At 62.0% G+C, this 14,757-nt stretch carries 9 protein-coding genes and 2 pseudogenes; 8 read left to right on the top strand and 3 right to left on the bottom strand.

From position 1 onward, the window contains the following. Positions 1–156 precede the first annotated feature (156 nt). The 4 genes from NKH12_RS22410 (at position 157) to NKH12_RS22395 (ending at position 6,510) form a co-directional block, all read left to right on the top strand. Complete coding sequence (locus NKH12_RS22410) at positions 157–1,809, top strand: ABC transporter substrate-binding protein (RefSeq protein ID WP_352955134.1); 1,653 nt, start codon at positions 157–159, stop codon at positions 1,807–1,809. A gap of 227 nt (positions 1,810–2,036) precedes the next feature. Then, positions 2,037–3,071, top strand: a complete 1,035-nt coding sequence (locus tag NKH12_RS22405) for an ABC transporter permease (RefSeq protein WP_352955133.1) — start codon at positions 2,037–2,039, stop codon at positions 3,069–3,071. 12 nt (positions 3,072–3,083) lie between these two features. After that, positions 3,084–4,241: an ABC transporter permease gene (locus NKH12_RS22400; protein WP_352955132.1), complete on the top strand. Its 1,158-nt coding sequence runs from the start codon at positions 3,084–3,086 to the stop codon at positions 4,239–4,241. Positions 4,242–4,293: 52 nt separating this feature from the next. Further along, on the top strand, positions 4,294–6,510 hold the full coding sequence (locus NKH12_RS22395; RefSeq protein ID WP_352955131.1) for a dipeptide ABC transporter ATP-binding protein: 2,217 nt from the start codon (positions 4,294–4,296) through the stop codon (positions 6,508–6,510). A gap of 13 nt (positions 6,511–6,523) precedes the next feature. On the opposite strand, the gene NKH12_RS22390 is transcribed toward NKH12_RS22395, so the two are convergent. Continuing rightward, positions 6,524–7,114, bottom strand: coding sequence for a transglycosylase SLT domain-containing protein (locus tag NKH12_RS22390; protein WP_352955130.1), 591 nt, complete (start codon positions 7,112–7,114; stop codon positions 6,524–6,526). A gap of 216 nt (positions 7,115–7,330) precedes the next feature. Between NKH12_RS22390 and NKH12_RS22385 the strand changes: the two genes are divergently transcribed. From NKH12_RS22385 to NKH12_RS22375, 3 genes are all read left to right on the top strand, one after another. Next, a complete protein-coding gene (locus NKH12_RS22385) occupies positions 7,331–8,869 on the top strand; it encodes a trimethylamine methyltransferase family protein (RefSeq protein WP_352955129.1) in 1,539 nt (512 codons plus the stop codon). Between the two features lie 81 nt (positions 8,870–8,950). After that, entirely contained in the window at positions 8,951–11,392 is a 2,442-nt protein-coding gene (locus NKH12_RS22380; RefSeq protein ID WP_352955128.1) for a GcvT family protein, read from the top strand. A 229-nt stretch (positions 11,393–11,621) separates the two neighbouring features. Further along, a complete protein-coding gene (locus NKH12_RS22375; protein ID WP_352955127.1) occupies positions 11,622–12,110 on the top strand; it encodes a hypothetical protein in 489 nt (162 codons plus the stop codon). Positions 12,111–12,427: 317 nt separating this feature from the next. On the opposite strand, the pseudogene NKH12_RS22370 reads toward NKH12_RS22375, so the two are convergent. After that, positions 12,428–13,184, bottom strand: a pseudogene (locus NKH12_RS22370) (VOC family protein). Between the two features lie 204 nt (positions 13,185–13,388). Here NKH12_RS22370 and NKH12_RS22365 point away from each other — a divergent pair. After that, complete coding sequence (locus NKH12_RS22365; protein WP_352955126.1) at positions 13,389–14,105, top strand: gamma-glutamylcyclotransferase; 717 nt, start codon at positions 13,389–13,391, stop codon at positions 14,103–14,105. Between the two features lie 87 nt (positions 14,106–14,192). Here NKH12_RS22365 and NKH12_RS22360 read toward each other — a convergent pair. Beyond that, a pseudogene (locus NKH12_RS22360) lies at positions 14,193–14,648 on the bottom strand (DUF922 domain-containing protein); the annotation flags it as partial. Between the last annotated feature and the right edge of the window lie 109 nt (positions 14,649–14,757).

The following is a 14,757-nucleotide window of genomic DNA, read 5'->3' as shown; positions in this document are numbered from 1 at the left end:
CAATAGCAATTTTGCGCCAAGACTGTCGTTATCACGCGAACTGCTTCCCTTCCAAAGTTGCACATTCCTTGACATGTTCCCAATCCGTGCCGTTTTTGACATCATGGCCCGGATGCGGAATGGTAAAAGGCAGAAAGCCAACAATGGGAGTTCGTGATGACAATCTACAAAAGTAATGGCGATCGCGTTCCGGATCACATCCATGCAATGGCCGAAGAAGCCAAGGCCGGACGTGTCGATCGCCGCGAGTTTCTGGCTCTGGCCAGCGTCTTCGGCGCGTCCACGGCGATGGCCTATGGTATGCTCGGCCTCGCCGACCCGACGCCGGCGAGAGCGCAGGACGTACAGGGCAAGAAGGGCGGCATATTGAAGGTCGCCATGTGGATCAAGGATCCGAAGGATCCGCGCAAGGCCGACTGGTCGGAAATCGCCAATGCCGAGCGCCAGGCCCTCGAGCCGTTGGTCAAGTACACAAACGAATTCACGTTCCGCCCCTACCTGCTCGAGAGTTGGGACGTCAACGACGACGCCACCGAATACACGCTGCATGTGCGCAAGGGCGTCACCTGGAACAACGGCGATCCGTTCACTGCGGATGACGTCATCTTCAACTTCAAGCGTTGGGCCGACAAGAAAGCCGAAGGTAATTCCATGCCCGGTCGTCTCGGCTCGCTGGTCAAGGACGACAAGCTGGATGAGAGCGCAGTCACCAAGGTCGACGAACACACGGTCAAGCTAAAGCTCAGCACGCCTGATATCGCGCTCATTCCCAACGTGTGCGACTATCCCGGCCTCATCGTCCACAAGACCTTCGACGAAAAGGGCAGCGATTTCAAAGCCTGCCCGATCGGCACCGGCCCGTTCGAGCTCGTCTCCTACGATGTCGGCCAGAAAGTCGTCTACAAGCGCCGCGAAGACAACAAGTGGTGGGACGGCGAGGTCTTCCTCGACGGCATCGAGTTCATCGACTACGGCACCGATCCCGCGGCTACGGTCAGCGCCTTCGAGTCGGGAGAGGTCCATACCAATTTCGAGACGTCGGCCGACTATGTGTCGATCCTCGACGGTGTCGACTTGGTCAAGTACGAGGTGGTCACCGCAGCGACCATCGTCTGCCGCACCAATGTGGCCAACAAGCCTTACGACGACCAGAAGGTCCGCAACGCGCTGCAGCTCGCAGTCGACAACGCCGTCGTGCTGCAGCTTGGCATGGCCAATGCCGGTACTGTCGCCGAAAACCACCATGTCAGCCCGATCCATCCGGAATATTACGAACTGCCGAAGATTGCCCGCGATCCGGCCAAGGCGAAGGCGCTGATGGAGGAAGCCGGTCAGGCCGATTTCGAGCACGAGCTGATCACGGTCGACGAAGACTGGCACAAGAATACCGGCGATGCGATCGCCGCGCAGATGCGCGACGCCGGCATCAAGGTGAAGCGCACGGTGCTGCCGGGTTCGACGTTCTGGAACGACTGGACGAAGTATCCGCTGTCGATGACCAACTGGAACATGCGGCCGCTCGGCGTCCAGGTTCTGGCGATCGGCTACCGCACCGGCGAAGCCTGGAACGAAACCGCCTGGTCGAATCCCGAATGGGATGCCAAGCTCAACGCCGCGCTTGCGGTCGCCGACGCCGCCAAGCGCAAGGAGATGATGAAGGACATCGAGCAGATCCTGCAGGATTCAGGCATCATCATCCAGCCCTACTGGCGCAAGCTCTACAGTCACTCGGTGGCTGCCGTTAAGAACTACGCCATGCACCCGACCTTCGAGCGCGATTACGGCAAGGTCTGGCTCGACGAGGCCTGATCGGATCGATCGTGGAAGGGGCCGTTCGCCCCTTCCACCCACGCCATGCATGATCCCGCAACCGAAAGTCGGCGCAGCAAGAAAGGCGCGGACTTTTTGGATGGGAGCGTGCAATAAGACAGGGTTGATCGCATTCTGAGGGTCCGTTTGACAGCCAGCTCTGCCGATAGCGGCTAAGCTGGCTCCAAGCCGGCCTCAACCCCAACCAGACTGGCAGGGGGACCGCCATGCTTTCTTTCATCCTTCGACGCCTCGGCACCATGGCATTGACGATGCTGTGCCTGACGATGGTTGTGTTCTTCCTGATCAATCTCGACCCCAATCTGAAAAAACTGGCGATCAGCCAGACCGAAATGCACACCTCGGCCGAGCAGCTCGAAAGCTGGCTGGTCAACCATGGCTATCGCCAGAATTTCTTCTCCCGGTATGGCCAATGGTTGGGTATCGTGCCCAAACAGCCGGTCACAGACCCGGCAACGGGCAACCCCGCGCGACGTTTTGCCTTCTGCAACGATCCTGTCGAGCCGACGTTCTCCGGCGTCCTGCAAGGTGATTTCGGCTGCTCGACCAAGTTCAAGACGACGGTAGCGTCGAAGCTTTTCCCGGCGCTCGGCGCCACCGGCATCCTGATGTTCTGGGTGCTTGTGGTGATGGTGCCGATCTCGCTTCTGATCGGCATCCTCGCCGGCATGCGCGAAGGCTCGCGAACCGATCGGACATTGTCCGTCGCCTCGATAGCCTCGACGGCGACGCCCGAATATGTGTCGGGCGTCATTTTTACCGTCATCTTTGCCTCATGGCTCGGCCTGCTAAACGGTTCGGCGGCTTCGGCCAGCCGGGGCATCACCTTCTACAACTTCACGCTGCCAGTCATGACGCTGGCGATTTACGGCATCGGCTACATCGCCCGCATGACCCGCGCCTCGATGGTCGAGGTGATGACGCAGCAATATATCCGCACCGCCCGGCTGAAGGGCCTTTCCTTCGGCAGCGTCGTGGTCAAGCACGCGCTGCGCAACGCGCTGATCGCGCCGTTCACTGTCATTATGCTGCAATTTCCCTGGCTGCTCACCGGCGTCGTCATCGTCGAGGTGATGTTCCGCTACCAGGGCTTTGGCTACACGCTGGTCGAGGCGGCCGGCAACAACGACATCGATCTTTTGCTCGGCTGCTCCCTGGTCTCGGTGTTCATCGTCCTGATCACGCAGCTCATTTCCGATGTCGGCTACGCGTTTCTCAATCCGCGTATCAGAGTTCAATAGAGGATCGGGCGGATGCAGCTTGAATATATCGGCGCCTTCAATGTGGTGCTTGGCGTGCTTGCGCGTTTCTGGCCGGTCTGGATCGCGCTCGTCCTGGTGATGGGGGCGAGCTTTGCCTACAAGAAGAGGCTTGGCCTCTACGGTCAGCTCTTCGACAGCAGCGTCGGCATCGTCGGCGTCGGCATCTGCCTGTTCTGGCTGTTCACGGCGATCTTCGCGTCGACCATCTCGCCCTTCAATCCGCTTGTCCAGATCCCGATCATGAAGGATGCACTCCCGGGCGCGGTCGAGCCGCAATCGGGACTTGTCTACCTGTTCGGCGGCGACAAGCTTGCCCGCGACGTGTTCAGCCGCATGGTCTATGGCAGCCAGATCGTGCTGATCATCGCGCCGGCGGCGACCGGTTTCGCGCTGATGGTCGGCATCACGCTTGGCCTGCCGGCCGGCTACTACGGCGGCAGGATCGATACGGTGCTGTCCTTCCTCGCCAACCTGGTGCTCGCCTTCCCGGTGATCCTCCTGTTCTACCTCTTGGTGACGCCAGGCATCATGGAGACGCCGATTCCCTATGCGATGGCCGGCCTGTTCTTCCTGTTTCCGATCATCTTCTTCAGCGTGCTGTTCTGGACGCGCTATAAGAAGCGGCCCGACCGCCTTTACATCCTACTGGGACTGACGCTGATCATTGGCGGCTGGGTCTATGCCGGGCTGGTCTTCGATGCCGACCCGTTCAGGATCATCCATATCGATCCCAACCAGCTCAACATCTTCGTGGCGGTGGTGTTCGCCTCCAGCCCTGGCGTGTTCCGCATCGTACGCGGCCTGGTCATGGACATCAAAACGCGTGACTATGTGGCGGCGGCGCAGACGCGCGGTGAATCGCCCTGGTACATCATGCTGTGGGAGATCCTTCCCAACGCACGCGGGCCGCTGATCGTCGATGCCTGCCTGCGTATCGGCTACACCACGATCCTGCTCGGTACGCTCGGCTATTTCGGCCTGGGGCTGGCGCCCGAGAGCCCGGACTGGGGCACCGCGATCAAGGACGCCAGCCGGCTGCTGCGCTCGTTCATCCATCCGGCGCTGCCGCCGACGATCGCGCTGATGTCGTTCGTGCTGGGCCTTAATCTGTTGGCCGACTCGCTGCGTGAACAATCGATGAAGGATTGATGGACGGGTCCTCGGCCCGATATGCTTGAAAGAACAAGGATTGGAGCGACCCATGAATGAGGCAGTTCGAAATCCCGCCAAGCCGACCAATGGGCCGATCATCGAGATCGAGAACCTGTCGATCTCCTTCTTCACCCGCAAGGGTGAGATACCGGCCGTTATGGACTTCTCCTGCACGGTCATGCCTGGCGAAGCGATGGGCATCGTCGGCGAATCCGGCTGCGGCAAGTCCACCGTGTCGCTCGGCATCATGCGCGACCTCTCCAACATCGGAAAGATCGTCGGCGGCCGGATAAAGTTCCAGGGCAAGGACATGGGCGAACTGTCCGACGAGGAACTGCGCGCCATCCGTGGCAACAAGATCGCGATGATCTACCAGGAGCCGATGGCCAGCCTGAACCCGGCGATGAAGGTCGGCCAGCAGCTGATGGAAGTGCCGCTGATTCACGACAAGGTGTCGAAGGAAGAGGCTTATAGGCGCGCGCTGGAAATGGTGCGCTCGGTCAGGCTGCCCGATCCCGAGCGCATGATGCGATCCTTTCCGCACCAGCTTTCCGGTGGCCAGCAACAGCGTATCGTCATCGCCATGGCGCTGCTGTCGAAGCCGGCGCTGCTCCTGCTCGACGAGCCGACGACGGCGCTGGACGTGACCGTCGAAGCCGGCATCGTCGACCTGGTCAAGGGGCTCGGCGAGAAGTTCGGCACCTCAATGATCTTCGTGTCGCACAATCTCGGCCTGATCCTGGAAACCTGCGACCGCATCACGGTGATGTATTCGGGCGAAGCGGTGGAGACCGGCAAGATCAAGGACGTCTTCGACCGGATGCGCCATCCCTACACGCAAGGCCTGTTCCGCTCGATCCCGCTGCCCGGCGCCGACAAGAATTCACGGCCTCTGATCTCAATCCCCGGGCAATTGCCGCTGCCGCACGAGCGGCCGAAGGGCTGCAACTTCGGCCCCCGCTGCCACCATTTCGTCGAGGGCGTCTGCAACGCCGCCGAAATCCCGATGATCGCGGTCGAGGGCCACGAAGGCCATTATTCGCGCTGCGTGCGCTTCAACGAGATCGACTGGGAGGCGCTGCCGCCCGGCGCCAAGAAGGTCAACGAGCGCGTCGAGCCCGGCGCGCCGGTGCTCAAGATCGAGGATCTCAAGAAGTACTACAAGGTCGGCGGCAGCGAGGTGTTCGGCTCGAGCGAAGGTCGCGTCGTCAAGGCCAACGAGACGATCTCCTTCATGGCGCGCGAATCCGAGACCGTCGCCATCGTCGGCGAGTCCGGTTGCGGAAAGTCGACGCTGGCCAAGGTGCTGCTCGGACTGGAGACGGCAAGCTCGGGCACCGTGACACTCGGCAACCAGCGGATCGAGTCGACCGGCGTCGAGAAGCGCAGCGTCGAGACGGTGTCGTCGATCCAGATGGTGTTCCAGAATCCGTTCGACACGCTCAATCCCAGCCACTCGGTTGGCTCGCAGATCATCCGCACGCTGGAAAAGTTCAACGTCGGCAATACCGTCGCCGACCGCCGCCAGCGCATGCTGGAGCTTCTCGACCTGGTGAAGCTGCCGCGGGCGTTCGAGACCCGCAAGCCGCGCCAGCTTTCCGGCGGCCAGAAGCAGCGCATCGGCGTGGCGCGGGCCTTTGCCGGCGACGCCAAGGTGGTGGTGGCCGACGAGCCGGTCTCGGCGCTCGATGTGTCGGTGCAGGCTGCGGTGACTGAGCTCCTGATGGACATCCAGCGCAAGAACAAGACAACGATGCTGTTCATCAGCCACGACCTGTCGGTGGTGCGCTACATCGCCGACCGCGTCGTCGTCATGTATCTCGGTTATATCGTCGAGCAGGGCACGACCGACCAGATCTTTTCGCCTCCCTATCACCCCTATACCGAGGCGCTGCGGCCGGCTATCCCGAACGCCGACACCAGCGTGATCAAGAAGCACATCGTGCTGGAAGGCGACATTCCGTCGGCGATGAACCCGCCGACCGGCTGTCCCTTCCAGACCCGCTGCGGCTACAAGAAGCTGGTGCCTGACAATCTTTGCGAGACGCAGGTGCCGCCGGTCAAGCATCTCGGCGACGGCCATATGAGCCTGTGCTGGCTTGCCGACGACGTGCTGGCGAAAATGGAGCCGGTGATCAAGTTCGACAAGGAGCATGCCGCCAATGAAGGCGTGCCGGAAGACGCGCCGCAGGGCGCCGGTCCGGGCTTTGCCGGCGCTCCGCCCAAGCGTCCACGCGGCAAAAGGCCGAAGCTGACGGATGGCTAGTTCCGCGGCGCCATCAACGCGCGCATTGGCGTAGCTGCGCGGCGTAGTCCCGAGCCATCTGCTCGGTGGCCCGCGCATAGCGCTGCACGCTGGCATCGCCGCGGTTCCCGCGGCCATAGGCCGTCCAGCCGAGATAATAGGACAGATAGAGGTTGTAGGTGTCGTTGCGGGCGACGCCGAGCGTGGCTGATGTCTTGGAATGATACCAGCCGACGAAATCGACGGCATCGGCAAAGCTGGTGCGGCGCGCCGCCCAGCTGCCGGTCTCGCTTTGATACTGCGCCCAGGTGCCGTCGAGTGCCTGCGAGAAGCCGGTGGCGCTGGAGGCGCGTTTCCAGGGAATGAAGCCGAGAAGCTTGGTGCGCGGCGGCCTGGCATTGCTCTTGAAGCCGGATTCCTTTCGCACCGTCGCCATCAGCACGGGAACCGGCACGCCGTGCTTCCGTTCGGCGCGTTCGGCCGCCGCCTGCCAGTTGTCGAACCAACCGTCATTCTGGTCGAAGACGGCGCAGACATCGTTGATATGGCTTGGCGGCGTCGCGCAGGCCGACAGCGCCAGCAGCACGGCAACAGCTACAATTTTACTAAAACTCGACCTACCCATCGAAAGAGGATTAGGCCGAAAACATAAAGGGAATCTTGCGGCGTTCCTTAACGGCTTATCGGCTGCTTCGGCCGGGCGGAGTAAGGAGAATATTACGACGTTTTCTGTCGCTTTTTTCGGTACGAAATTCCAAAAGTGCCGCCTTGGCTAAAATCACGCCCGCAGGTGGCGGATTTCTGACAGCCCGATCATCGTGCCGGCGCTTTGATGCGCCGCATGACCGAACCGAGACGCAAGCGCGGCGCTGAGCGAACCAGCAACAGGGGACCGGTTGCCATCCCGCAACTGCCGCTGCGGCGCGTGACAAATCCCTATACGCCAATGGCGATGCTCTCGGCCGACCAGATCGAGGCGATCCATCAGGCGTCGATGCACATTCTGGAGAATTTCGGCATCGAGGTGATGAGCTCGCGGGCGCTTTCGCTGTTCGAAAAGGCCGGGGCCAAGGTCGATCATGCGTCGATGACTGTCCGCATCGACCGCGGTATGGTCGACCAGGCACTGGGGACGACGCGGTCGAGCTACACGCTGACGCCGCGCAACCCGGCCCATACCGTCCATCTCGGCGGCAACACCATCAATTTCACGCTGGTCGCCGGACCGCCCAATGTCCACGACATGGAACGCGGCCGCCGCGCCGGAAACCTGCGCGACTATTGTGATCTCACCCGGCTGGCGCAGCATTTCAACTGCATCCACATGTTGGGCAACCAGGTCTGCGCCCCGGTGGAACTGCCGGCCAATTCCCGCCACCTCGACACCTATTTCGCCAATCTGACGCTGACCGACAAAAGTTTTCACGTCTCGGCCATCGGCCGCGGCAGGGCGCTCGACGGCATCGAAATGATGGCGATTTCGCGAGGGCTGACGCTTGATGAGATGCGCCACGATCCCGGCGTCACAACCATCATTTCGGTCAACTCGCCGCGCCGCTTCGACGAGATGATGGCCGAAGGGCTGATGACCATGGCCGAGTTCGGCCAATCGGTCGCGGTGACGCCGTTCACGCTGATGGGGGCGATGAGCCCGGTGACGCTTGCCGGCGCGCTGGCGCAACAGAATGCCGAGGCACTGTTCGGCGTGGTCTTGACGCAGCTTGTCCGCCCTGGTGCCCCGGTCATGTATGGCGCCTTCACCTCCAATGTCGACATGAAGTCCGGCGCGCCGGCCTTCGGCACGCCGGAGAACACCAAGGCAAACATCGCGTCCGGGCAGCTGGCGCGGCGCTATGGACTGCCCTACCGGACGACGCCGGGCTCGGCCTCGAATGCCGCCGACGCGCAAGGCGCCTACGAGACGCTGATGGCGCTGTGGGGCGCGGTGCTCGGTCACGGCAATCTCGTCTACCACGCTGCCGGCTGGCAGGAGGGCGGGCTGACCGCGTCGTTCGAGAAGTTCATCATCGACGTCGAGATGATCCAGCACATGATGGAGTTTTTGCGCCCGATTGAAGTCAACGAGGCGGAACTCGCCGTCGAGGCATTGGGGGCGGTGCCGACCGGCGGCCATTTCTTCGGCGAGCCGCACACGCTGGAGCGCTACGCCACCGCCTTCTACCAACCGATGCTCTCCAACTGGCAGAACTACGAGGCCTGGCAGGAGGCCGGCGGGCTCGACGCCACGGCGCGGGCGACGCGGCTGTGGAAGAAAGCGCTGGAAGACCATGTCGAACCGACGATGGATATTTCTGTGCGCGAGGCGCTGGAGGCTTATGTGGCAAAGCGCAAGGAAGCGATCGGACAGGACGAACCGTGATGTCTTTGGTGTCGGTCCGCTCAACTCCTGTCATCCCGATTCACTTCACCCCTCCAACTCCCTGAAATAACGAGAAAACCCATGAAATCGCATGCAAAGGTCGTGGTCATTGGCGGGGGCGTCGTCGGCTGTTCGGTGCTGTTCCATCTCGCCCGTCACGGCTGGACCGACATCGTGCTTCTGGAGCGCGACGAGCTGACCTCCGGTTCGACCTGGCACGCGGCCGGCGGTATGCACACGATCAACGGCGACCCCAACGTCGCCAAGCTGCAGAAATACACGATCTCGCTCTACAAGGAGATCGAGGAGCTGTCCGGCCAGGCGACCGGCGTCCATCTGACCGGCGGCGTGCTTTTGGCGGCGACCGAGGCGCGGCTCGACTGGCTGCGCGGTGTCGTCGCCAAGGGCCGCTATCTCGGCATCGACCTCGAGGAGATTTCGCCTGATGAAGCGGCCGAACTGATGCCGCTGCTCGACCCCAAGCAGTTCGTCGGCGCGGTGCGCAACAAGGAGGACGGTCATCTCGACCCATCTGGCGTCACCCACGCCTATGCCAAGGCGGCCAGAAAACTTGGCGCCGAGGTCGAGCGCTTCACCAAGGTCGAGGACATCGTGCGCCGCTCCGACGGGCTGTGGCGCGTCATCACCAACAAGGGCGAGGTGGTGGCCGAGCATGTCGTCAATGCCGGCGGCCTGTGGGCGCGCGAGGTCGGCCGCATGGTCGGGTTGGAACTGCCGGTGCTGGCCATGGAGCACATGTACCTGATCACCGAGGACATGCCGGAAGTCGCCGCCTGGAACCAGAAGACCGGCACGGAGATCATCCACGCGGTCGATTTCGACGGCGAGCTGTATCTACGCCAGGAGCGCGGCGGCATGCTGATGGGCACCTATGAGAAGGCCAATAAGCCATGGTCCGAATTTTCCACGCCGTGGAATTTCGGCCACGAACTGCTGGAGCCCGACATCGACCGCATCGCGCCGTCACTGGAAGTCGGCTTCCGGCATTTCCCTGCGTTCCAGAACACCGGCATCAAGCAGATCATCAACGGTCCCTTCACCTTCGCGCCGGACGGCAACCCGCTGGTCGGGCCGGTGCGCGGCCTGCCGGGTTTCTGGGTCGCCTGCGGCGTCATGGCCGGCTTCTCGCAGGGCGGCGGCGTTGGCCTGGCACTGTCGAACTGGATGATCGAGGGCGACCCCGGCGCCGACATCTGGGCGATGGATGTCTCGCGCTACGGCGACTGGGCAACGATGGCCTACACCAACGCCAAGGTGCGCGAGAATTATTCGCGACGTTTTTCCATTCGCTTCCCCAACGAGGAACTGCCTGCCGGGCGGCCGCTCAAGACCACGCCGGTCTACGACCTTCTGTCAGCCATGGGCGCGCAATGGGGCGTGGCCTACGGGCTGGAAGTGCCGCTGTGGTATGCGCCCGAGGGCATCAGGGACGAGTTCTCGTGGCGGCGCTCGAACGATTTCCAGCATGTCGCAAAAGAGGTGAAAACAGTGCGGACAAGTGTCGGCCTGTCGGAAATCTCGTCCTTCGCCAAATACAAAGTGACGGGCGAGGGTGTGGCAGCCTGGCTCGACCGCCTGCTTGCCTGCAAGCTGCCAAAAGCCGGCCGCATGGCGCTGGCGCCGATGCTGAAGGAAGACGGCAGGCTGATCGGCGATTTCTCGCTGGCCAATCTCGGCAGCCCCAATTCCAACGGGGAGGACTGGTTCCTCGCCGGCTCCGGCATTGCCGAGCAGTATCACATGCGCTGGTTCGAGGCGCATCTGCCGCAAGACGGCTCGGTCCATATCGAGGCGCTGGGGGCGAGACTGACTGGCCTGTCGATCGCCGGACCGAATGCCCGGGACGTGCTGGCAAAAGTCACGCGGGCGGATGTGTCGAATGCGGCGTTTCCGTTCATGGCCATCCGCAAGATGGATATCGGCATGGCGGCGTGCCTGGTCGGCCGCGTCAGCTACACCGGCGATCTCGGCTACGAGATCTGGGTGGCGCCGGAATATCAGCGTGCCGCGTACCAGACCCTGATGGCGGCTGGCGAAGAATTCGGCATCGGCCTGTTCGGCTCGCGCGCGCTCAATGCGCTGCGGCTGGAGAAGAACTACGGCTCGTGGGCGCGCGAATACCGGCCGATCTATGGTCCGCTGGAGGCCGGGCTCGATCGCTTCGTCGCCTACGGGAAAGAAACCGATTTCATCGGCAAGCAGGCTGCACTGGCTGAGCGCAAGCAAGGCGGTAAGCTGCGGCTGCGCGCCTTTGTCGTCGATACAGCAGACGCCGACGTCATCGGTGACGAGCCGATCTGGTTCGACGGCGCCGTGCGCGGCTGGGTCACGTCAGGCGGCTACGCGCATCATTCGAAGACGTCCGTGGCTATGGGCTACGTGCCGAAGGAAATCGCCGATGAGGCCGACGGTTTCGAGATCGAGCTCTTGGGGAAGCGCTATCCCGCGCGCGTGCAGCCGACGCCGCTGTTCGACGCGAATCTCGAACGGATGCGGGGATGAAGGCGCCGTTTGTGGCGGCTCAAGCGCTGCGGCGGTTGTCCAGCGCCGTGCTCGATGAACTGCAACGCGGTCATGATGCGCAGAATGCTCAGCGCCTGCGGTTGGCCTGCCATCAACAACCGGTGACTGGAATGTTCCTCGTCCCCTTTATTTCTCTCCAGGGTTGCATAAAAATCGCTATAGTTGTATTGATGGCCAGACACTCCAAACCATGTGGGTTCCGTTTGCCATGGGAAAAGTCCTCGTCAGCCTACTCGCCATCCTTGCAGGCACCAGCGTCGCCATGGCCGACGACGCCGGCTGTGCTGCTTTCAAATGGCCGGTGACGCGCGAGGAGGCCCTGTTTGCGGCGGCGCCCGCCGCGCAGTCCGGGGCTGACCTTTCGGTCGGCGAGGCTGCAGATGTGGCGTTGGCGCCGGTCGACACAATCAGCTTCACCGTTCCGCCGGAACGCGCACCGGCAGCCGGTACATTCGGCGCGACGGCAAGCGTGGCCGTGCCCCCTGAGGGAGAGCTCCAGATCAGCCTGTCTGATGAGGCCTGGATCGATGTCGTCCAGGACGGCAAAACCGTGAAGTTGGCGGCTTTCAGTGGTATGAGAACCTGTCCGGCGATCCGCAAGAGCGTGCGCTTCAAGCTGGCCGCCGGCCCGGCGACCGTCCAGCTCAGCGGAGCCAGGAAAGAGACCCTTAAGATTGCGGTGCTGGCGCCGGAATGACTTTGCGCCCTGAGGCAATTCATTTGCTCGCATCGTACCAACGGTGCGGTGCGGCTGTTCAATTTTGATAGGTATCGGGCGTCCCGGCGCGATCAGCGCGAACTACGGGCGAGCCTCCGCCATGGGCACGATAGATTTCACCTAAGAACGTCGCCCGGATCGAATGGTATTCCGGCTCCCCGAAGCTCTTTCGCTAACTCGCGCTCCCAATTCTTGCCGTCGCCGAACGACACATCGCCGTCCAACTCAGCGGCACCAAAAAGTTGCGGTGCTGACGCTGGAATGATCCAGCGGCAGCACTCGGTTGGTCAGGGCGCCTACCGCACCGGTCCCATCAGCGCGAAATGGGCGCCTTGCGGATCCCTGCACTGCACGATCCAGCTGCCACCGGGAACCTCCATCGGGCCCATCAGGATCTTGCCGCCATTGTCGGTCACGCGCTTGGCTGCCGCGTCGATGGCTGGAACATTGAATAGAACTGCCAGACCGGCACTGGGATCTGCTCGGGCTTGTTCATCATGCCGCCGATAGGTTCGCCGTCGAAGGCAAAGAGCTGGTATGTGCCCATCGGCCCCATGTCCATGGCGTCGGGCCGGAGTAGAAATCGAACGCAGCCCGCCAGTCGGTCGTATAGAGCTCATGCCAGCCGACATGGCCGGGAGTGGTGGCCGGCACCGGCGGCTGGTCGGGGCCATCCGGCTGCAGGAAGTTGAAGGCCGCGCCTTGCGGATCGGCGACGACGGCAAAGCGGCCGACGCCCGGAATGTCATCGGGTTCGCGATGAACCGTACCGCCGGCCTCCTTCAACGATCTTGTGGAGGCATCGACATCCCTGGTGTGGATATAGCCGGCCCAGGCCGGCGGCATGCCCATCTTGCGCACTTCGTCCGGCTGCGCCATCAGCCCGGCGACGCCGCGCTCGCCGAGATTCATGACGACATAACGCGGCATGCCCGGCGAGCCGTCGAAGGGCTGCGCCTTCCAGCCGACCACGGCGGTGTAGAACGCTTCGGCGGCATCGAGGTCGGTGGTCATCAGTTCGTACCAGAAGAAGGGCATGGGGGACTCCGGCATTGTCGTGCTCCTTATGTTTCCAGTCGTGGGCGGTTTCCAGTTGTGGGCGGTTTCCAGTCGTGGATTGCGGTTCGATCCTAGGACGATCCTGGCGGCGGAAATCCGACATCTGGGCCAGAAATCGATGGCGGCAAGATGCCCTTCATTCGCCGATCTTGCGCACCTTGCGATTTTCGACTTTGTTTACCTCAACGGGGTCATCCCATGCGCCTGATGTCGCTCACGCCGGAACTTGTCGCACTGTGCCATCGCGAGGAGGCCGATCCCGGTCCTGATGGAAGCTGGACGCAACTGAATGATGAGGATTTCCAAACCCTCGCGGCGCGGCTATCGGATGAAGCAGACGCCGGCCCCTTGTGGGTGTTCGCCTATGGCTCGCTGATCTGGAAGCCGGCTTTCGAGTCCGTCGAACGACAGCGCGCCACCGCTTTCGGCTGGCATCGGTCCTTCTGCCTCGACATCGCTCGCTGGCGCGGCAGCGCTGCGCAGCCGGGCTTGATGATGGCGCTCGAACGAGGTGGGCGATGCGATGGTGTGATCTACCGCTTGCCGGAAGGCGAAAAGCCGCTGCAGATCGAAAGACTGTTGCGGCGCGAGATCGACGATCACGAGAGCGTCGGCTCGGTCAGATGGCTTCCAGTGCGTACGGCTCAAGGTTCACTGCGGGCGCTGGGCTTCTGGGTCGGTATGACCGGCAGGGGGACGTCGCTCAACCAGCCGCTGGAGAGGGTAGCGCAAGTGCTGGCGCGGGCGTGCGGGCATGTCGGGTCGGGCGCCGAATATCTCTACAACACCGTCCATCATCTGGAAGAATTCGGCATTCGCGACCGCAATCTGTGGCGGCTGCAGGAACTGGTCGCGAACGAGATCAGGTCGATCCATGTCCATGCCCTTGATGTCGGCCTCCTATCTGGGCCCTGAGCCACGCATTCACGTCGGGAACAGATCCTACGTGACAGATCGGGCCTGTTACCGGCCCGCTGCCATCTTGGTGGTGTGACTATGTTATCAATCGAAGGCGTGGTCCCGAGTGTTTCTGCCACCATCGGTCCTGGCGTCATAATCGTCATTCACCTTCTGCATCCGATCAAAGCCTTCATTGTCGACAGTCCTTGCATCATGCCGGATGCTGCGACACGAGCTCGAGAAGGATTCGAGCCTCTTGTCGAGATCGGCTGCAGCTGATTTGTATAATCTCACGTGCTCATTTTCGTGTGTTATGAGGTTGGCAATAAAACGATCCCATTGCTTCTGAACGCTGGGACTAAGCTTATTTCCGGTCTTGATCCTCGGAAGGAGCACATCCAAGCGTAGATTGACTATGACGTGAGTCAGACTACATGTTTTTCCCGTCACCTTCCAAGTGTAATTAGTTTTTGCATGCCAATTTGTTCGAGCGTCAATGTCTCTGTGTGCACGCCGAAGGCTATTCCGCAACTCCGCGGCAGTGGCGCCCGAAACATTGAAATACTTCGTTGTCTTAGTGTCTGAATCAAAACGACTGGTGCAATTTCAAGGTCTTGCGAGGCGACGCGTGAGCAGGCGGATGTGGGCGATGAAGACCCAGGCTTCG

Origin of the sequence: Mesorhizobium sp. M1322, assembly GCF_040318085.1 — a bacterium.
Taxonomy (GTDB): Bacteria; Pseudomonadota; Alphaproteobacteria; order Rhizobiales; family Rhizobiaceae; genus Mesorhizobium.
The sequence above is the reverse complement of the archived record's forward strand: the minus strand, read 5'-3'. Positions and strand labels throughout refer to the sequence as shown.